The organism is Leisingera sp. SS27 (genome assembly GCF_028368855.1).
Lineage (GTDB): Bacteria > Pseudomonadota > Alphaproteobacteria > Rhodobacterales > Rhodobacteraceae > Leisingera.
In genome coordinates this window covers 21,232-39,857 of the sequence record NZ_JAQNCY010000002.1, presented here as the reverse complement: position 1 = coordinate 39,857, position 18,626 = coordinate 21,232, and the positions used below count along the sequence as shown (strand labels likewise).

Below are 18,626 nucleotides of genomic sequence, written 5' to 3'. Positions count from 1 at the left end.
TTGGATCCCCATCTGTTCCGCGGGGCCGGGTGAACTCAAATTTACTTTCGTCAATCCATGCGGCTGTCCTGTGGACGCATTGTGTCAATTTCGGCCGGAAAAACGGAAACATTGCGGCATCACAGGATGCTGCGCCGCTCAGGCCGTCCGGTGTCAGGCATCAGCGCCTGCGCTCCGCCAAATAGCGCAGGTTTCTTCTGGAACAAGCCCGGGTAGAGCAGCCTCTCGGCATAGCCCAGCACGGATCCGGCGCACATCCAGGTGATTGGAATGAGCGTGGCATTCAGCAGCATGTCCACCATGGTGGCTGCCAGGATCAGCGCGATCGGAGCGGCATAGGGCGACACGCTGCCCCGCGGCGCGCGCGCCGCCGCCGCGGCCAGCAGCATCAGCGGTGCCGCCAGCAGCCCCATCTCGGCGATGTACCCCAGCCAGCCGAAGGTGCCGAAAACGATGATCCAGCGTCCGTCCGGGATCGACAGGATCTGCCCGGTTTCTTCGTGCCGCACCAGATTGCGGCCCCATCCGCCCCAGCCGAACCAGGGTTTTTCGGCGGCGCGGGCCAGCAGCTGCGCCTCGTTCTCGAACCGGTAGTTCAGCGAATGCGCCCGTTCGGCGCTGATGGTGCCGGCCTGGGCCACCAGTTCCTCGGTCGGGACCAGCCCGGTGTTGCGCAGCATCGGGTAGACCACCGCAATCAGCGCCAGCAGCAGGGCCGCACGCAGCTGCCAGCGCAGCGGCGCCAGCGCCACCACCGGCACAAAGGCCAGCGCATAGGCCAGCGAGGCGAGGCTTTTGCACAGCACCAGCACCGCAAACAGGTAACCTGCGGCCAGTGCCAGCCGGATACGGTCCCCGCCAACTGCGGGGCGGGCCAGCGCGGTGGCTGCCAGCAGCGCCGACAGCATGAAGAATGCCAGCCACAGCGCATGCGGCAGGAACACGATGGGACGGAAGCCGCCCTGGCGCATCATCTGGCTGAAGTCGTGCTGGAAGAAGCCGTAGATCCAGACGTTGATCTGCGGACTGAAGCGGATTTCGATCAGCGAAGGGACTGTATAGGCGAGGCCGCCAATCATCAGCGCCAGCAGCAGATCGCGCTGGGCCTCCGGGGTGGACAGATACCGGCGGGCCAGCAGGAAGGGGATCAGCACAATCACCTGGTTGATGATCACCGAGCCCAGGTCGCGCCAGCGCAGGCCGGGCAGCTGATCGGTCAGAAAGATGATCGGGTCGGAATTGGCGATCTTGCGGAACAGGATCGGCTCGCCATTGGTCAGCACGGTGGGAATGACCCCGAACACGAACAGCAGCACCAGCACCCGCACCGCCGGGTGCCGCGGCAGCAGCGGCACCGGTTTGCGCAGCAGAAATACGCACAGCACAAAGGCCATCACCGAGGGGATGGCGAACTTGTCCATATCCGGCACCAGCGGCAGGTCGAACTCGGCCAGCGGCGGCAGCAGCAGGTAGCCGGCAATGATGCACCACAGGATGGCCCGCTCCAGCGGCAAGCGCCGGAACAGGATCAGGCTGGCCAGCGGCCAGGCCAGCAGCATCAGATAGGCCAAAGCGTTGGGCAAAGCCCCGTGCTCCCTCAGTTCCCCGGTATTTGCATCAAAGTTTACCTGTTGCGGGCCGCGCTGTCGCGCGGATTTGCAACAACGGGTTAACGGGGTGCAGCTTTGCCACGCTGGCAGCAGCGCCGCGCCCTTCACACTGGCCGGGCGGCGGCGGCGGCGGTATCACAGGGCAGAGCAGAACCGGGGACGCCCATGTTTTTTGAATTCCACGGCCGCCGGGTTGCGGTGAACACGGCCGCCCGCGCCGGGCTGGAAGCCGAGATCCGCGCCCGTTTCAAGGCGGGACAGGGTTTTGCGCTGGCGACAGTGAATCTGGACCACTTGGTGAAGATGGCGGCGTCATCGGAGTTCCTGTCTGCCTATCAGGCGCAGGACATGGTGGTTGCGGACGGGCGACCCATAGTCTGGCTGTCACGTCTTGCCCGCCGCCCGGTGGAGCTGATGCCGGGCTCTGACATGGTGCTGCCGCTGTGCCGCCTGGCCGCTGAGGCCAAGGTGCCGGTGGTGCTGGCGGGCAGCACGGAGGAGGCGTTGCTGGATGCCGAAGAGGCGCTGACGGATGCGGTGCCTGGGCTGGAGGTTGCCTGGACCCACGCCCCCTCCGGCCGGTTTGATCCGGAAGGGCAGGAGGCAGATCAGATCCTTCACCGGCTGGACGCCACAGGCCCCTGCCTGTGTTTCCTGGCGCTGGGCGCCCCCAAGCAGGAGCGGTTCGCCCAGCGCGGCCGCAAGCTGGCGCCTGCGGCCGGTTTTGCCTCTGTCGGGGCCGGGCTGGATTTTCTGGGCGGCCACCAGAAACGTGCCCCCGCCTGGGTGCGCGCAGTTGCGATGGAATGGCTGTGGCGAGCGCTGTCCAGCCCCGGCCGGCTGCTGCCGCGCTATGTCAAATGCCTGGCGATCCTGCCCGGGCTTGCCCTCGCGGCCTGGCGCATCCGGGCGCGCTGACGCGACAGATTTCAACTGGATATTTTGCGAGGCTCTGCCTCGCGCTCCGGGATATTTGGAGCCAGAAGAACGGATCCGGTTTTCATCTGGCTGTAAATATCCTGGGGTGAATTGGCCGGAAGGCCAAGAGGGGCAAAGCCCCGGATGAAACCGGCTTACTTGTATTCCAGTATCCCGCGCGCAGAGCCACGCCAGCGGCGCCAGTAAAATTCCAGCGCGCCTGCGGCTTCGGCGAACTTTCCGAGCACCGTGAACAGCGCCTGTTCAAACCCCGTGCGGCGGGACAGGCGCAAAACCTGCGCCGGGTAGATCAGCGCAATCATCAGCAGTAAGGGATGTGCCAGTGCTGCCGAGGCAATACCGGCGGGCAGGGCAGCGCCCCACAGGAGCGCGCGGCGGGTCTCGGCCACCCAGTGCCGCTCCGGCCCGGTGCCGTGCAAGGCGGCGCCTTCGGCAAAGGCGTGGCCTGCGCGGCGGCTGCGGTTCCACCATTGGGTGAAGCGCAGCATCTGCGCGTCATGCAGGGTCATCTCAGCCTCCAGCCGCCAGACCTGCCAGCCCGCCCGGCGCAGGCGCAGGCACAATTCCGGCTCCTCACCCGCGATCAGCCCCTCGCGGTAGCCGCCCGCGGTATAGACCGCCGCCACCCGCATCAGCGCGTCGCCGCCGCAGGCCTTGGCCTCGCCAGCGGGCGTGTCCCATTCCGCATCGCACAGACGGTTGTAAACGGACACCTCAGGAAACCGCTCCCGCCGCCGCCCGCAGGCAACTGCCGCCTTCGGGTGTGCCTGCATGAAATCGGCGGCGGTGGCGATCCAGTCCGGGTTCACCTCGCAATCGCCATCCACGAATTGCACAAATTCGATCCCGGGCTCCAGCTCCGCCAGCCCGGCGTTTCGGGCGCGGGCGGCAGTGAACGGCTGGCTGAGATCCAGATCCACCACCAAGGCGCCCAATTCCCGCGCCGCCGCTGCCGACCCGTCCGTGGAGCCGCTGTCGACATAGACCAGCTGCTGCACCTGGCCTTGCAGGGAGCGCAGGCAGCGGATCAGCCGTTCTCCCTCGTTGCGGCCGATGACCACAGCGGCGATGGCAGCCGCGCTCATGCCGCCTCTCCGGCAAGAAAATCCCTGTATGCAGACGAGCCGCGCAGGAAGCCCCGGCGCTGCAGATCCGCAATTTCCGCGTCCTTGATTGCCTCGGGTGACCACAGGCTGAGGTCCGGCTGCGCCTGCATCACGCCGCTGCGCTGGCGGTCTTCACCATGCGCGGAAACGGTCTCGGCCTGGACTTGCAGATCCCGCGCCAGGCTGTCGCCGGCAAATTTGTAGTGGCGGATCAGCCCTTCCATGTCTGCCAACTGCACGCCTGCAGAGGCGTGCGGATGCACCGCTGACTGGACACCCGGCCCGTTGAACACCAGCGGGTGCTTGCTGAGGCAGCAGGTTTCGCCAAAGACCTTACCGCGCACTCCGCCGAACAGCATCTGCGCGCCGCCGGGCGGCAGGGTGTTCTGGCGAAGATAATAGGCAAAGCCCGTGTCTTCGGACGCATAATCCACCGTTTGTAACGTGCTGATGTCAGAAAACCGGAAGCTCTGCACCGCTTCTGCGTAAGTCAGCCCGCGGGCAGCGGACAGCGGACCGTCGGGGAACATCTCCAGCATTTCGGCTTGCAGTGCCGTGAATCCTTGCTGCGTCAGGTAGCGTGTCAGCCCGCCCAGCCCCACTGCGGCGCTGCCCTCAAAGTCGAACAGTTCATCCATGTCTGCAAACAGGCACCAGCGGTCCCGGCCATACCGGTCCGCTGCATAGGCGCGGAATGTGTTTTCGTATTGCAGCCATGGCAGGGCGGATTGCAGCACCGCTGTGTCCGGTTCCTGCCGGATGCGGTCTATGGTGCCGTCGGCAGAACCGTTGTCAAAGAACACAAAGGCAGAGACCCCCAGCCTGCGGTAGTGGTCAAAGAACACATCAAGGTAATAGGCTCCGTCGCGCACCAGGGCGATCAGCACCACCTGATCCGGAGCGGCAGAGCGGTGCGCCGGCCCGTGCAGATGGCGCAACGAGGCGCGGAATCTGGCGCGGTGCGCGATACGGCCGGCACGGCCTGCCAGCTTCTGGGTGAATGTCTTTCCCACAGCGTCCCCGATCTGCGGTTGCCCGGAATTCCGCTTGCAGCTTGCAGGCTTCCGGTCCTGTTCGCAAGAGGCCGGAATTCTGCCAGAATTCCGGCTCGGAAATCATATGATTTCCGGCCCGTTTTCCGCGCCGGAAAACGGTTGTCAGGGGGTCAGTAGTCCCGCTTAAAGAACAGGCCGACGCCGGTTTCCCCCTCGCTGTCCACGGTGCCCTGAACCGTCAGGCTTTTGGTGACATCCAGATTGATGCTCAGCTCGCTGTCGCCCTGGGTGTTGACGTTGAAATCGGTATAGACGTTTTCTGCCACATATCCGCCCAGCCCCAGTTGCCCGGCGCCCAGGTTGTCGGTGCCAATGTCAACATCCGCCGCACCGGTGGCGTCGCGCACCTTGCTCTGGGCGCCGCCGCCGCGGCCGCTGAGCGTGAGGGCAGAGCCTGCCAGCCGTGCCAGCGCCAAGGGTGAGATATCCCCGATGTTGTCGCCGAACAGCAGCATTGCCAGCGCTTCCTCGCTTGGCCGCGGAGGATCCGAGGTCACCTTGATTTCCGGCGCATCGACCCGGCCGGAGATTTCCAGCGTTGCGGTGCCCTGTTCCGTGGCCGCCGATGATTTGAACTCCAGATAGGGTTTCAGGTCGCCCAGGAGGGTGATCCGGCCCTCATCAAGTTCCAGCCGCCGGCCGAGGATATCAAAGGTGCCGCGGATCAGGCTGATCTGGCCGGAGGGCGAGGGCCGCGCGGTGGTGCCGCGCAGATGGATCTGGCCGCCCAGTTCCGAGCGCAGGCCACGGCCGCGGGCAAAAATCCGCGACGGCGCGCTGATCATGATATCCAGGTCGGTCCTGCCGGAACCGCCTGCGCTGCCGCTGCTGCTGCCAGTCAGTCCGGCGCGGGCAAGTGTCCGGCGCACTTCGCGCGGTGCCCCAACGTGGCGGATTGGCGGGATCGGAGCAGAGGAGACCGAACCGCCTGCCGTGTTCAGGTTGATATTGGTTTCACCCACATTGATCTGGCCGGCAATCCTGTTGTTCCCGGCCATGGCGCCGGACATTTCCAGGCTGCCGTTCAGCAGGGACTCATAAGACAGGTGGTCGGTCACAACCACGTCGCCGATGGCGATCTGCAGGGTGCCGTTGAACGGCGGCAGCAGCCCGACCGGACCGCTGATCCGCACCGTGCCACCGTCGCGGGGGCGGGCAGAGACTTGCACCTGTGCATTTGACCGGGCGATGGAGACCGTCGCGTTGATGTCATCCACCCGCTGCGCCGCGGCCGGGATCGCCAGCGAGGCGCCGGGGATTGAGATGGTGCCGCTGACCCCATCGAGCGCCGGAACACCGCGCAGGGCCATGTCGAAATTCGCGGGCCCCTGGATCAGGTTCGGGGTCAGGAACGGATTAAGCCCCTCCAGCCGCAGTGTGCCCTTGGCGGTCACATCAGCGGTGCCTTTGGCTTCGTTCCAGCTGCCGGCGATGCGGCTGTCGATTCCAGCCGGGCCGCTGGCAGTGCTGTCCACGGTCCAGGTGCCGTCGCGCCGGGTGGCGGTGCCTGCGGCTGCCAGCCGCCCGGGCAGGTCGGGCACCAACCGCTGCAGCTCTGCCATCACAGCGTCGAATTTCAGATCGGTGCTGCCGTTGCTTTCGGTGAAACGGGCCTCGGTCTCCACGGATATCCCCGCAGGGCCAGCGGCTTGAACAGTCGCCTGCCATTCGCCATTGCGCCGTTCCGCCGCACCCTCAGCACTCAGCTTGCCTGCCAGTTGCGGCACAAAGCGTTCCAGCTCGTTCCAGGCGGCAGCAAAGGTGAAATCCGCGTCGCCCTGAAGCGTCACCGATCCGTCCAGCTTGGCGCTGGAGGTATGCGGCCCCTTCAGCTCCGCGACACCGCTGAAGGTATCGCCGGTGCGGCTGAGGGTTGTGGCCAGCTCCAGTGTGCCGGGCGCCTGCGGCACCAGCACCTCCAGCCGGTTCAGGCGGGCGGTGATGTCCAGCTGGCCTGCCTGGTTGTTCAGCGTGCCCTTGGCGTTGGCGGCCAGCGCGCTGCCGGACAGGTCAAACCTGTCTATGGTTATGCCGTCCTCATCCCGTGCCGCCGTCAGAGCGACGGTTGTGGTGCCAGCCAGCAGTTCGTCCGCCTGGGCAATGCCCGCGGACAGGTCCTGCGCCTGCAGTGAAAGATCGGTGTCGAACCCGCCGGTCAGCGGGATGAAGGATCCCGTGACCACAGCCTGAACCGCGCCGCCCAGCGGGCGGCCTGCCAGATCGGAAAAACGGCCAAGATCCTGAGCCTCCGCCGTAAGGTCAGCGGTAACTTTCAGCCCTTCTTCCAGACCGTCAAAGGCGACATCGCCCGCGGCCTGATAGTCGCTGCCGCGCAGCTCCATACCGGTGATGCGCAGCGCGCCGGGGCCGTCGGTGCTGAGCGTGCCTTCAAACCGGATCTCATTGCCGGTGGCCTTGGCCAGTGCCGGGTCGCGCGGCTGGAACCCGCTGAGGCCGGCGCTCAGCCGGCCCTCCAGCGCAAAGCCGCTGGTCTGGTCCAGGGTGCCGCGGCCGGCGATTTCAGCCGTATCCACCAGTGCGCCGGGGTGGCTCAGCTGGTTCAGAACCCCGTCCAGCACCCAGCGGCCTTCGAGAGTTTTCTGCAACTGCAGGTCGGCCTTGGCCAGCGTGGTCTGGCCGTCGCTGGTCGGCAGCGTAACCGCAGCCTGGCCTGCGGGCGGGGAGATCGCGGTCTTCAGGTTGGCGGTGGCCAGCTTGCCGCCCGCATCCAGCGCTGCGGCGCCGGTGATCCGCAGGGCGTTGGTGCGCAGGACCAGCGTATCCAGCGTTACAGCGCCGCTGCCCTCGCGCAGGCCTTTGACGTTCAGGCGCAGGCCGGGGCCGAAGAACGGCCGGTGCACCGGCGGCAGCAGCACGTCGATGTTGCCGCCCAGATCGGCGGAAAACCCGATGTCGCGCGGCGTTTCCGGCGCGGCATCTGCAGGCAGGGGACGGGCTGCCAGCACCACCTGGCCGCCCAGCCGCTCGGTGCCATTGGTGCTGAAGGCGATATCGGCGGTGAAATCCGTTACCGGTCCGCTGCCCTTGGCGGTCAGCTGCAGATCGGGGTTGCCCGGCAGGTCCAGCCCGCGCGAAATCAGCCCGCCTGCAGCCTCATCCACCGACAGATCCAGGGTGATCTGCTGGGTTTCATTGGCATAGGCGGCCTCCAGCCGGATGTGGTCGCCGGGCTTGTCCAGCCGTGCAGCCTCCAGCTTGGTGTCCAGCGCGCCGTCTGCCAGTTTCAGCGTGCCCTCAACCCGCAGTGTGGCTGCGCTGCCCGCCAGTTCCTCTCCCAATTCAATCCGGGCGGCCTTGATCTGACCCAGTTCGATGGCCACCGGCAGCTCCGGCAGGGCAAAAGGCGTGGTTTCGGCCTCCGGCAGTTCCGGGTCCGGCGGCAGCGGCTCTGGCGCGCGCTCCACGGCGATGCGCTCGGCTGACAGTTCATTGACCGAGAACCGCCCGCGCAGCAAATCCAGCCGGTTCCAGTCCAGCACCGCGCCCTCGATGGTCAGCCAGATGCCGTCCTCGTCCGCCACGGTGATCTTCTTGATCTTGGCCTCAGAGGAGAACGCGCCCTCCAGGCCCGACACGCTGATATAGCGGCTGTCGCCTGACAGAGTGTCCTCCAGGAAATCAACCAGCAGCCCGCTGGCGTCCTCCTCTGTGGTTTCCTGCGCCGCAACCGGCGCCACGGTCAGGCCCAGTGCGAGCGTATAGCCAAGAACCTGTCTCAAAACGCCTGTCCTATCCCGATATAGAATTGCAGCCCGTCCTCGGACCCGCCGTCCACCGGATAGGCGAGGTCCAGCCGGATCGGGCCGATGCCGGCCACATCATAGCGCACACCAATGCCCGCACCCGCATGGCGCGCGGAAGAGCCGGAGACGAAACTGTCCGCATCGACAAAGCCCAGGTCGTAGAAACCAACCAGCGAGATCTTGTCGGTGATCTTGCCGCGCACTTCGGCGGACAGGGATGCAAAGCTGCGCCCGCCCGCGGTGCCGCCGTTGGACGGCACGCCCAGCGACTGGTATTCATGCCCGCGCACCGTGCCCGCACCGCCGGAGAAGAACAAAAGCGTGGGGGAGATTTCGCTAAGCGACGGGCCCACGACGGAACCCAGCTGCACACGGCCTGCCAGCACGATCCGGTCCTCCGCGCCCAGCCCGTAATAGGCGCGCCCGTCGCCTTTCATCTGCAGGCCCGACTTGCTGCCGTCAAACCCGATGAACGGTGTGGCGGACCCTTGCAGGAAATAGCCCGAGGCCGGGTTCACCCGGCTGTCGCGGGCGTCATACTCGGCGCGGAACCTGCCAGCCACGTATTTGAACCGGCGCTTGCCGAAGACGTCCTCTGCCAAGGTGGAGGATACCCCCAGCGCGGCCTCGGCAAAAAACATCTCCGAAAACGTCCGCCGGGCGCCGATGGCGCCATAGACGCGGGTCGCGGTGTAGTGCTCCTCGTCCAGCCGTTCGGCCTCTGCCAGATAGAAAATCAGGTCATCCGGACCCAGCTTGGCAGGCCGGTCCAGCCGCACCGCGATGCGGCCGTCGATGTCGTTGCTGCTGCCGATGCCGCTGACACGCGCCTCGATCCGCAGTTTCTCGGCATTGCCGAACAGGTTGCGGTGCATCCAGCTGCCCGACAGCTCCAGCCCGTCGGAGGAGCTGACCTCGGCACCAAAGGTCAGGCGGCGCGGCGGAAGGTCCTCAACCTGGGCCACGAAATCCAGTGTGCCATCCGGGTTCGGCTGCTCTGCCTCGCGCAGGACAACGCTGGAGAACGTGCCGGTGCGGCGCAGCCTGGTGGCAGATTTTGCGATCAGATCAGGGTGGAACGCTTCTCCTGCCGGGAAGCCCGCGATGCGGCGGATGGCGTCTTCGGTCACGGCGGTATCGCCAGTGACGCGCATCTGCCCGAACCGCAGTTTCGGCCCCGGCGCCAGCCGCAGCTGTGCGTCGAGCCGGGCCTGCAGGTGGTTGGCGGTGATGTTCTGCTCCGACACGTCTGCCTTGGCATGGCCGCTGCGGCGCCAGGCGCGGACACCGGCAATGGCTGCGTCGCGGATCACTCCGGTTCCGGCCGGCTTGCCGGGGGCGAATCCCTCGGGGATCTCCACATCACTGATTTGCGGGAACGGCGCCAGCTCTGCCCGGCCAAATACAAACTGCGGGCCGGGTTTTACGGTGATTTCCACCTTGTTTACGGTCTTCGGCGGGTTCAACGGCTGGATCTGCGCGGCTTCGCGCCCATCCAGGCGGATGTTCACAACCGGCGAGAAATGCCCGGCGTCATAAAGCACCTGCACCAGCGTCCGGTAATCCGACAGCGCAGCCGCCAGCAGCTCCTGCACGTTGGTCTCGCCGCTGGCAGCAACCGAAGCCGACGCGCCACGCAGCTTCTCCGCAAGGGCCGCGTCCGCACCGGGAGCTTGCAAGATTGTCTCGGCGGCATTGCCCGGCAGCACCGGCAGGGTCAAAAGACTGAAGGCTAGGGCGCACGCCAGACGGCGCGGGCGTATGGGAAAATTCATGTCTGCTCCGGCAGCGGGCGTAATATTGCCGCCTGATCCAGGCAAAGGCTCAGGCGTTCCAAAGCAAGCCTAGCACGGGAAAAATGCGGGATGGAACCGGCAAAGCGGCGGCAATCCGCCGGCGTCCGGCAGCGGCGGATTGCCGCGCATGACGCTGCGGAGTGATGGCAAAATTTAATGAACATTGGAAAGCGGAACAGGGTATGTGATAGTTTAAATCAGCTCCGGCAGAATTTCCCGCCGGAGCTGTCACTGATTAACAAAGAACAAGAGCAACGTCAGGCGCAGCCACCACTCACAACGCAGCCAGCCTGACTGGAATGATACCACGCATGATTTTACTGTCCATATAATTGTCAGTTTGATAAACTTGCGTGGTGTCATTTCACCCTGGCCCCTTGCCGGGGCGCAGTTTATGAGGATCCGGGAGAACGGTTTTGGACCGGTTGAGACCAATTTTCGAACTTCGCGACATGCTTCACCAGATGGAGCGTGATCTTGGCCTGGACCGCCTGAGCCGGTCAGAGCGGGATGTGCTTTTGGCGGCAAATTCGCTGACAAAAACGCCCGGCGAGGCGGTGCAATCCGAACAGATCCGCAATCACCGGCTGGTCAAGGGGCTGGCCCAGGCCACATTCCACCGCACGCTTAAGTCGCTGCTGGAGCTGGGGCTGATCAAACGGGCCGGCGGCAGCAAGGCCAAGCATTACGTGGTGAGTTTCAATCCTGCGGCAAAGTGACGGCGCCGCGCCGACCATACATTCCGCGGATTGCAGGTTTCTCCGCTCCCGTTTAATGGGAGCGGCATGAGACGAGTTTTGCAGCTGTTTGCTGGCCTTCAAAGTTTTGCGGTGATCACGGCCGCCTATATCATCTGCCACGGGCTGACCGCCTGGGTGGTTACACCTGTGCAGGGGATCTTCCTGCCAGAGATCACGGTCTTTGCCAGCCTGGTCTACCTGCCGCATGGGGTGCGCATTCTGGCGGTCTGGCTTCTGGGCTGGCGTGCGGTGCTGCCGCTGGCGGCAGGCGCCTTCCTGTCGGAGCTGATTTTCACCGAAGCCGGCGTGCGGCAGGTGATGGAACCGGTGCTGCTGCAATCGATTGCTGTTGGTGCTGTCTCAGCCTATGCGGCATTTGAAATTGCGGGGCTGTTCGGCCGGAACCTTTATGCCGGCCAGTCGCGGCGGATATCCTGGAACAGTCTTCTGGCGGTTGGCGCGCTGGCATCCCTGATCAATTCTGCGGGGCAATCGGTTGTGTTCTCCGGCCTCATCTTTCCCGGCGATCAACTGCCGGTGATGGCGGTCTATGCCGCCGGCGATCTGCTCGGCCTTGCTGTCTGCATGCTGGCGCTGACGCTGATCTTCCGCTGGCTGCGCCTGGCCGGCAAGCGGCGCTGCCCGCAGGAATAGCAAAGACCGCCGCCGGCGGGCTTGCGGTCACGGCAGAGGGCGGCGGCGGGTCTCAGCCCGCCATCAGCCGCGCCACATCCAGCATCCGCGCCGAAAATCCCCATTCGTTGTCATACCAGCCGAACACCCGCACCTGGGCGTCCCCGGCCATCCGGGTTTCCGGCCCGGCAATCACCAGCGATTCCGGGCGCGCCCGCAGGTCGGAGGAGACCAGCGGCCTGTCGGTCCAGCCCAGCACTTTCGACGCTGCAACGCCTTCGCGCAGGGCTGCACCAAATTCCGCCTCGTTCATCGGGGATTTCAGGTGTGCGACCAGATCAATGGCAGAGACACTCGCCGTCGGCACCCGCACCGCGGCACCGCTGACCCGGCCCTTCAGATGCGGCAGCACCTCGTCGATCAGATGCATGGCGGAGGTGGTCGTCGGCACCATCGACTGTGCTCCGCCGCGCGAGCGCGCAAAATCGCCGCGCGGCGCGTCCACCATCGGCTGCGAGTTGGTATAGCAGTGAATGGTGGTCATATGCGCGGTGTCGATGCCTGCGATGCCATCCAGCAGCTTGACCAGCGGCGTCAGCCCGTTGGTGGTGCAGGAAGCATTGGAGACGATCCGCGCATCGCCCAGGGTCTCCTCGTTTGCACCCAGCACAACGGTCAGCTCAGCCGCGGGGGAGGGGCCGGAGATCAGCACCTTGGCAGCCCCCGCCTTCAGCCCGCGCTCGGCCACATCGGACGTCCGCGCAATGCCTGTGCACTCCAGCACCAGATCAACCCCGCTGAGGTCCACCTTGGTCAGATCCGGTTCATGGCTCACGGGGATGGTGCGCCCCATCACCTGCAGCGCATCGCCGCCGTGCTCCACCGGATGGGCAAAGGGGCCAAAGGTGCTGTCGTATTGAAACAGATAGGCGCACATGTCCAAGGGTGCGATATCATTGATCCGCACCACCTCGATGCCGTCTCCGCGCGACGTGGTCAGAATCTGGCGCAGGATGGCGCGGCCGATGCGGCCGAATCCGTTGATAGCAAGTTTCATGCGCAATCTATGGCAGGCGCTCCGGCACCGCTCAATCCATGGACTCCCGGAAAATGATCACATTTCCCAAGAGGATGTTTCAGAAAAACCCTGCCAAACCGCGTAAGCGTCAGGCGCGTGCCTAATTGCGGCAGATCACCTGGGCGTAGTACGTGCCGGTGATGTTGCGCACCATCGTGTCCAGGTTGACGCGGCAGCCGGTGGCGGTGCGGATGGCGCGGACCGCCTGGCGCGCGGTCAGCACCGCGGGCGGGCGGAAGGCCAGATGCTCCAGGTTCATCCGGGTGGCGCTGTAGCGGCCCGGGGCGTCCTCCACCGGGGCCACCACCCAGTCGCGGCCCAGCACGGTGACCTGCTTGCCTTCCACGCCCTTGGCCCCTGCAGCCGGGGCCAGCACGGCGCAAAGGGCCGCTGCCAATGCAGTCTGTTTCATCATCGAAATGCTCCTGCGGTAATCACTGGCCTCAGCCTAGCGCAGGGCAGGGTCTTTGCAAGGTGCTGCTTAGGGTCCTGACCCTAAAGGTGATCCACCGCTTCCGCCTGGCGCAGCTCTGCCGCGCACAGCTGCAGGCCGCGCAGCAGCCGCTCGGCATCCGCCTCCGGCTGCTGGCCCCGCGGCGCAGAGCACCCCGCCACGATTGGCGTCTGGCCGGGCCGCGACACAGGCACCGCGTAGCCAGTGATCCCGGACTCGAATTCGCTGTCCGTCAGGCAGTAGCCTTGCGTGCGGGCGTCAGCGACGCGCTCCAGAATGGCGGCGGGATCGGTCAGGGAGGCCTCTGTGTGGCGCGGGAGGTCCGTTTCCGCCAGAAGCTTGGCGGCATGTTCCGCGGGCAGCCCGGCCAGCAGCATCCGCCCCAGGCTGGTATGCGCCAGCGGAATGTGGGAACCGGCGGTAAAGCCATAGGTGATATGGCCGTGCTCGACAGTGGATTGCGCCAGCAGCAGAACCCGGCCCTGATCCAGCATCGCCAGCGTCACCTCAATTTCCATCTGCCGGGCGTGGCGGTTCAGCACCGGCTGCACCCTGCGGCCGAACTGATTGGCCTGCAGGAACCCGCCTGCCAGTGCCAGCACCCGCGGCGTCAGCGACAGCATCCGCCCGTCCTGGCGCAGATAGCCTGCCTGCACCAGCGTCAGCGCCCCCCTGCGGGCGGTGGCCCGGTCCTGGCCGCTGCGCCGGGCAATCTCGGCCAGAGTCATGCTGGGGGTCTCCGCGTCAAACACCGCCAGAACCGCCAGCCCCTTGGCAAAGCTTGACGAAATATTCCTGTCCTGTTCTGCCGTTGTCATCACCTGGCCGTCCCGTTCTGTTCCCGTCGTGCCGCTGCCCGGCCGGGCATTGTGCGGATACCGGCATCAATGTTCGCTTTGCGAACGCTGTCAAGGCGCAAAACCTCCGCAATATCCAGATAGCGCAACGGGTTGCGGTAAATGCGGCTGCCGGCTGGACGGCACGGCATTTCCAGTGCAATTTCAAACAACTCCGCATGACGAGGCCGCCCATGGCAGAAGATTTCACATCCGGCAATCTGGCCCGCCTGGGGCTGCTGACTCCCGAGGACTGCCGCAAGGCGGCGGAGATCACATCGCGCGCCCGGTTCGACGGGATCGAAACGGTGCGGGTGCTGTTCCCCGATCAGCACGGGCTGCTGCGCGGCAAGACGGTGATGGCGGACGCCTTCGCCTCCGTCTTCGATCGCGGCCTCAACGTGCCTGCAACCCTGCTGCTCAAGGACACGTCGCACCGCACCGCCTTTCCGGTTTGGGAGGAGGGCGCGGATCTGGCCGGCCCGATGCAGGGGGCAGGCGACGTGCTGCTGGTGCCGCGCCTGGACACTTGGCGCGCGCTGCCCTGGTCGGGTCATTCCGCCTGGATCTTCTGCACCCCGGTCTACCCGGACGGCCGGCCCATCCCCTTTGCCCCCTGCGCGGTGCTGCAGCGGCAGGTGGAGATGCTGGCGGCGCAGGGCATGGCCGCCACCTTCGGGCTGGAGGTGGAGTTCCACCTGTTTGAGCTGGCCGACAAATCCGCCGCCCATACACAGGCGACCCGCCCCGGTTCCCCGGTGCAAACCCGCAACCTGACGCAGGGCTATCAGTATCTGACCGAAACCCGCTATGGCGAGGTTGAGGGCATCCTTGACCTGTTGCGCCGCAACGCCCAGAAACTGGGCCTGGCGGTACGCTCGGTCGAGATCGAGATGGGCCCCAGCCAGGTCGAATTCACCTTTGCCCCCGGCAGCGCCATGGCGCAGGCAGACGCGATGGTGATGTTCCGCACCATGGTCAAGGAGATCTGCGCCCGCAATGGCCTGCACGCCAGCTTCATGGCCAAGCCGCGGCTGGACAATGCCATGGCCAACGGCTGGCATGTCCACCAGTCGCTGCAGGACCTCGCCACCGGGCGCAACCTGTTCATGCCGGAAACTGCGGGGATGCTGGCACCGCCCGCCAGCGCCTGGATGGCCGGCCTCTTGAAATACGCGGCTGAGACCTCGCTGCTGATCGCTCCCACGGTGAACAGCTACAAACGCTACCTGCCGTTCCAATTGGCCCCCAGCCGCATCGGCTGGGGCGAGGACAACCGCGGCGCCATGCTGCGGGCGCTGATGCAGCCCGATGACCCCGCCAGCCGGATCGAGAACCGCGCCCCGGACAGCACCGCCAACCCCTATTACGCGCTGGCCGCCCAGATTATCGCCGGCGCCGCGGGCATCCGCGAAGGGCTGGAAGCCCCGAAACCCACCCTGTCGCCCTACAGCGAAGACGCGGACCGCCTGCCGCGCTCGCTGGGCCAGGCGCTGGAAGGGTTCGCAGGCTCAACCCTGTGCCGCGAGGTGCTCGGCGCGGAGACCGCAGACTACCTGCTGCAGCTCAAGACCTTTGAGTGGGAACGCTACCTCGATACCGTCAGCGAATGGGAGCAGGCGGAGTATTTCAACCTGTTCTGAGGCGCCAGAGGGCTGCAAAATCTAGCCGCCGGGTGATTTGCCGTCTTGATCGCCAGCCCCGCCCGTTGATACCGTATACCCGCGTATGCGGGGGCTGTGCCCTTGCCATCCGCGGCGCCATTTCCGGCGGCCAGAGACATTGAAACCCACGCCTCTTCGAAGGAAAACACCCCCATGAAATACACCGAGGAACACGAGTGGCTGCTGCCCGAGGGCGACCTGATCACCGTCGGCATCACCGCCCACGCCGCCGAGCAGCTGGGCGAGGTGGTCTATGTCGAACTGCCCGAGCCGGGCACCGAAGTCTCCAAGGATGACGAGATCGTGGTGATTGAATCGGTCAAGGCCGCCTCCGACATCCTCGCGCCGCTGGACGGTGAGATCGTCGAGGTGAACGAAGCGCTGGCCGACGATCCCGGCAAGGTGAACGAGGACGCCGAGGGTGACGCCTGGTTCTTCAAGATCAAACCGTCGGACCTGTCGCCGATGGACGATTACATGGATGAGGCCGGCTACAAAGATTTTATCGGCTGACCGGGCTGCCCTGCGGCACCGGGCGTGCGCGGGGCAAGCCACTGAAGTTTTGCGGTTTTGGGGCCGGTGGCGCGGAAAACAATGACCCCTGGCCCCGGGCGCGCGCATTCTCAACCGGAAGATTCCGAGGGCTTTTCTTCAGCTCCCGATGAAAGGCGCGTGCCTGTGCGGCCAAGTGCAAGTCTGTGTGACCGCACCGCCCCTTCTGACGCTTGCGTGCCACTGCCGCGACTGCCAGAAGCTCTGTGCGAGCGCCTTCTCCTTGACCGCTATGTTTGCGGCAGAGTCTTTTTCTGTCACTGGCAGGCTGCTGGCAGGGCGCCTCAGGTCCGGGCAGCGGGAGCATAACTTTTGCCGTGACTGCCTGAATTTTGTTTTTACCCGCATTCAGGGCGCGGAGAGCCGTGTCAATCTGCGTACGGCTCTGTTCGCTGATCTCGCCAGGTTTGAACCCTTTGTCGAACTGATGACAGAGGAGAAGCTGCCGTGGTCAAATGTGCCTGCCACGCATAGTTATGCCCGGTTCCCGGAAACGGCGGCAGAACTGGAAACCCTTATGGCTGAGTATCTGGATCGCGGCGGCGTCTAAGGGCAACTGCCGTTCAATACCCCCGCTCACGATCCACTTCGTGCAGCAGGTCTTCACCTGCCTCCAGCCGCTGCAGGTTCTCCACCACGTCTTTCAGCGCATCCCCCAGGTGCCAGCCCGACACATGCGGAGTGAGGGTGACCTTCGGATGCGCCCACAGCGGGCTGTCCGCGGGCAGGGGTTCCTTGCTCACCACATCCAGCACCGCATGGCCGGGTGTGCCCGCGTCCAGCGCCGCCAGCAGGGCCGGTTCATCCACCAGATCGCCTCGGCCTGCGTTGATCAGCACCGCGCCCGGCTTCATCGCTGCCAGCATTTCTGCATTCATCAGCTGCCGGGTGGCGGGGGTGGAGGGCAGGATCGCACAGACATAATCGCATTCGCCCAGCATCTGCGGCAACGCCGCTTTGCCATGGCGGCAGTCCACGCCGTCGATCTCCTTGGGCGAGCGGCTCCAGCCCAGCACCCGGAACCGCAGGTCGCGCATCAGCCGCGCCGTCATGCCGCCGATATGGCCGAGGCCAAGAATGCCCACCGTGGTCTCCTGCGGGCGTTGGGGCGCCAGCGGTTCCCAGGCGCTGCGGGTCTGCGAGGCTGCGTGCGCCCGCATGTTGCGCTGATCGCGCAGCACATAGGCCAGGCAGAACTCCGCGATCTCATGCGCAGGTTCCAGCGGTCTCAGCCGGGCGACGCGCACATGCGGTGCCAGGCTGGGGTGCGCCACGATGGTATCCACCCCGGCGCCAAGTTTCTGCACCAGCTTCAGGTTTGGCAAATGCGCGGGCAGATCGCCTTTCAGCGCGGAAACGGCCAGCACCGTGATCTCATCCAGGTTGCCGGGGGCAGAGACGGGCCGGATATCGGCGCCGGGCGCCATTGCCTGCAGTTCCTCCGCCAGCTGTTCCTCGGTGTACCAGCCGTCGTGGCCGATACTGATCAGCATTGCCATGCGCGTTCCTCCCCGCCGCCGCGTCCCTTTGCGGGACTAAGCCACGGATTGCGCGCAAACGAAAGATGGAAACCGCAGCCTTAGTCCAGCCGCCGCACCAGGATCTGGTTGCCCTCGCCGCGCTTGGTCTCAAACAGTTTCAGCGTGGCAATCAGGTCGCTCAGCTTGCGCTGGCCATAGCTGCGGGTGTCGAAGTCCGGAAACGCTGCGGTGATGTACTGGCCGATCTGGCCCAGGGTGAACCATTCGTCCTCCTGACCGATCGCATCCATCGCCCGCACAACCAGCTTGGTCGGGTCCGCGAGCTCCGATGGCGCGTTGCCGTTGCCCTCTTCCTTCTTGGGCTTGGCCTTCGCCTTTGCAGGCTCCTCCAGCAGGTTCTCCACATAGATGAAGCGCTTGCACGCCTGCACAAAGGCGGCCGGCGTCTTGCGCATGCCCATGCCGAACACATCCACCCCCTGTTCGCGGATACGGCTGGCCAGCCGGGTGAAATCGCTGTCCGAAGAGATCAGCACGAACCCGTCGAAACGGCCGGAATGCAGGATGTCCATTGCGTCGATCACCAGCGCAATGTCTGAGGCGTTCTTGCCGGTGGTATTGGCAAACTGCTGGTGCGGCACAATCGCCAGCGACGCCAGCTTCTCCTTGTTCCAGCCCTGGGGGCCCCCGCCGGCAAAGTCGCCATAGATGCGCCGGATGCTGGCCTCGCCAAAGGAGGCGATCTCCTCGAACATCGCCTCGGCGTATTTGGCAGAGATATTGTCGGCGTCGATCAGGACGGCCAGAAGCGGTGGTTTGGTTGCTGTTGCCATTCGGGTGCTCTGCCTTTTTTGTTTCTGATTGCCGCAGCGGTGCTCAATACCGCCGCAGGGGGCTGCCGGTGTTCCGGCAAGTATG

The 18,626-nt window shown here is 65.3% G+C and carries 16 protein-coding genes and 1 pseudogene; 7 read left to right on the top strand and 10 right to left on the bottom strand.

The genetic code is table 11. The annotated features are described in order from the left end of the window. Nucleotides 1-119: 119 nt before the first annotated feature. Complete coding sequence (locus N6L27_RS06050) at nt 120-1,583, bottom strand: hypothetical protein (protein ID WP_271906328.1); 1,464 nt, start codon at nt 1,581-1,583, stop codon at nt 120-122. A 192-nt stretch (nt 1,584-1,775) separates the two neighbouring features. On the opposite strand from N6L27_RS06050, the gene N6L27_RS06045 reads away from it, so the two are divergent. After that, nucleotides 1,776-2,528, top strand: coding sequence for a WecB/TagA/CpsF family glycosyltransferase (locus N6L27_RS06045; RefSeq protein ID WP_271906327.1), 753 nt, complete (start codon nt 1,776-1,778; stop codon nt 2,526-2,528). A 155-nt stretch (nt 2,529-2,683) separates the two neighbouring features. Here N6L27_RS06045 and N6L27_RS06040 read toward each other — a convergent pair whose 3' ends face one another. From N6L27_RS06040 to N6L27_RS06025, 4 genes are all read right to left on the bottom strand, one after another. Beyond that, nucleotides 2,684-3,634 carry a glycosyltransferase gene (locus N6L27_RS06040; protein WP_271906326.1) on the bottom strand — a complete coding sequence of 317 codons (951 nt, stop codon included), beginning with the start codon at nt 3,632-3,634 and terminating at the stop codon, nt 2,684-2,686. Then, complete coding sequence (locus N6L27_RS06035; RefSeq protein ID WP_271906325.1) at nt 3,631-4,668, bottom strand: glycosyltransferase family 2 protein; 1,038 nt, start codon at nt 4,666-4,668, stop codon at nt 3,631-3,633. Before N6L27_RS06035 ends, N6L27_RS06040 begins: the two co-directional genes overlap by 4 nt. A 152-nt stretch (nt 4,669-4,820) precedes the next feature. Then, nucleotides 4,821-8,450 carry a translocation/assembly module TamB domain-containing protein gene (locus N6L27_RS06030; protein WP_271906324.1) on the bottom strand — a complete coding sequence of 1,210 codons (3,630 nt, stop codon included), beginning with the start codon at nt 8,448-8,450 and terminating at the stop codon, nt 4,821-4,823. Further along, complete coding sequence (locus N6L27_RS06025; RefSeq protein WP_271906323.1) at nt 8,447-10,249, bottom strand: autotransporter assembly complex protein TamA; 1,803 nt, start codon at nt 10,247-10,249, stop codon at nt 8,447-8,449. The genes N6L27_RS06030 and N6L27_RS06025 overlap by 4 nt, the downstream gene beginning before the upstream one ends. Before the next feature lie 473 nt (nt 10,250-10,722). On the opposite strand from N6L27_RS06025, the gene N6L27_RS06020 reads away from it, so the two are divergent. Beyond that, nucleotides 10,723-10,989 carry a hypothetical protein gene (locus N6L27_RS06020; RefSeq protein WP_082015803.1) on the top strand — a complete coding sequence of 89 codons (267 nt, stop codon included), beginning with the start codon at nt 10,723-10,725 and terminating at the stop codon, nt 10,987-10,989. A gap of 66 nt (nt 10,990-11,055) precedes the next feature. Next, nucleotides 11,056-11,664, top strand: a complete 609-nt coding sequence (locus tag N6L27_RS06015; RefSeq protein WP_271906322.1) for a hypothetical protein — start codon at nt 11,056-11,058, stop codon at nt 11,662-11,664. A gap of 52 nt (nt 11,665-11,716) precedes the next feature. Here N6L27_RS06015 and N6L27_RS06010 read toward each other — a convergent pair whose 3' ends face one another. The 3 genes from N6L27_RS06010 to N6L27_RS06000 all read right to left on the bottom strand — a co-directional run bounded on the left by N6L27_RS06010 (nt 11,717) and on the right by N6L27_RS06000 (nt 13,993). Beyond that, nucleotides 11,717-12,700, bottom strand: a complete 984-nt coding sequence (locus N6L27_RS06010) for a type I glyceraldehyde-3-phosphate dehydrogenase (RefSeq protein WP_271906321.1) — start codon at nt 12,698-12,700, stop codon at nt 11,717-11,719. A 121-nt stretch (nt 12,701-12,821) separates the two neighbouring features. Next, nucleotides 12,822-13,136, bottom strand: a complete 315-nt coding sequence (locus N6L27_RS06005) for a hypothetical protein (RefSeq protein ID WP_271906320.1) — start codon at nt 13,134-13,136, stop codon at nt 12,822-12,824. Between the two features lie 80 nt (nt 13,137-13,216). Beyond that, nucleotides 13,217-13,993, bottom strand: a complete 777-nt coding sequence (locus N6L27_RS06000; protein ID WP_271906318.1) for an IclR family transcriptional regulator domain-containing protein — start codon at nt 13,991-13,993, stop codon at nt 13,217-13,219. A 212-nt stretch (nt 13,994-14,205) separates the two neighbouring features. Between N6L27_RS06000 and N6L27_RS05995 the strand changes: the two genes are divergently transcribed. From N6L27_RS05995 to N6L27_RS05980, 4 genes and pseudogenes are all read left to right on the top strand, one after another. Then, nucleotides 14,206-15,654, top strand: a complete 1,449-nt coding sequence (locus N6L27_RS05995) for a glutamine synthetase family protein (RefSeq protein WP_271906316.1) — start codon at nt 14,206-14,208, stop codon at nt 15,652-15,654. Nucleotides 15,655-15,828: 174 nt separating this feature from the next. Then, nucleotides 15,829-16,188 (top strand): glycine cleavage system protein GcvH, encoded by a 360-nt coding sequence (gcvH, locus tag N6L27_RS05990; RefSeq protein ID WP_039183528.1) that lies wholly within the window; start codon nt 15,829-15,831, stop codon nt 16,186-16,188. A 148-nt stretch (nt 16,189-16,336) separates the two neighbouring features. Continuing rightward, a pseudogene (locus tag N6L27_RS05985) lies at nt 16,337-16,648 on the top strand (GFA family protein); the annotation flags it as partial. A gap of 6 nt (nt 16,649-16,654) precedes the next feature. Next, a complete protein-coding gene (locus N6L27_RS05980) occupies nt 16,655-16,777 on the top strand; it encodes a hypothetical protein (RefSeq protein WP_271906707.1) in 123 nt (40 codons plus the stop codon). 13 nt (nt 16,778-16,790) lie between these two features. Here N6L27_RS05980 and N6L27_RS05975 read toward each other — a convergent pair whose 3' ends face one another. Both N6L27_RS05975 and N6L27_RS05970 read right to left on the bottom strand, forming a co-directional pair. Then, complete coding sequence (locus N6L27_RS05975) at nt 16,791-17,726, bottom strand: NAD(P)-dependent oxidoreductase (protein ID WP_271906312.1); 936 nt, start codon at nt 17,724-17,726, stop codon at nt 16,791-16,793. A gap of 80 nt (nt 17,727-17,806) precedes the next feature. Further along, nucleotides 17,807-18,541: an NYN domain-containing protein gene (locus N6L27_RS05970; protein ID WP_039183526.1), complete on the bottom strand. Its 735-nt coding sequence runs from the start codon at nt 18,539-18,541 to the stop codon at nt 17,807-17,809. Nucleotides 18,542-18,626: the final 85 nt, after the last annotated feature.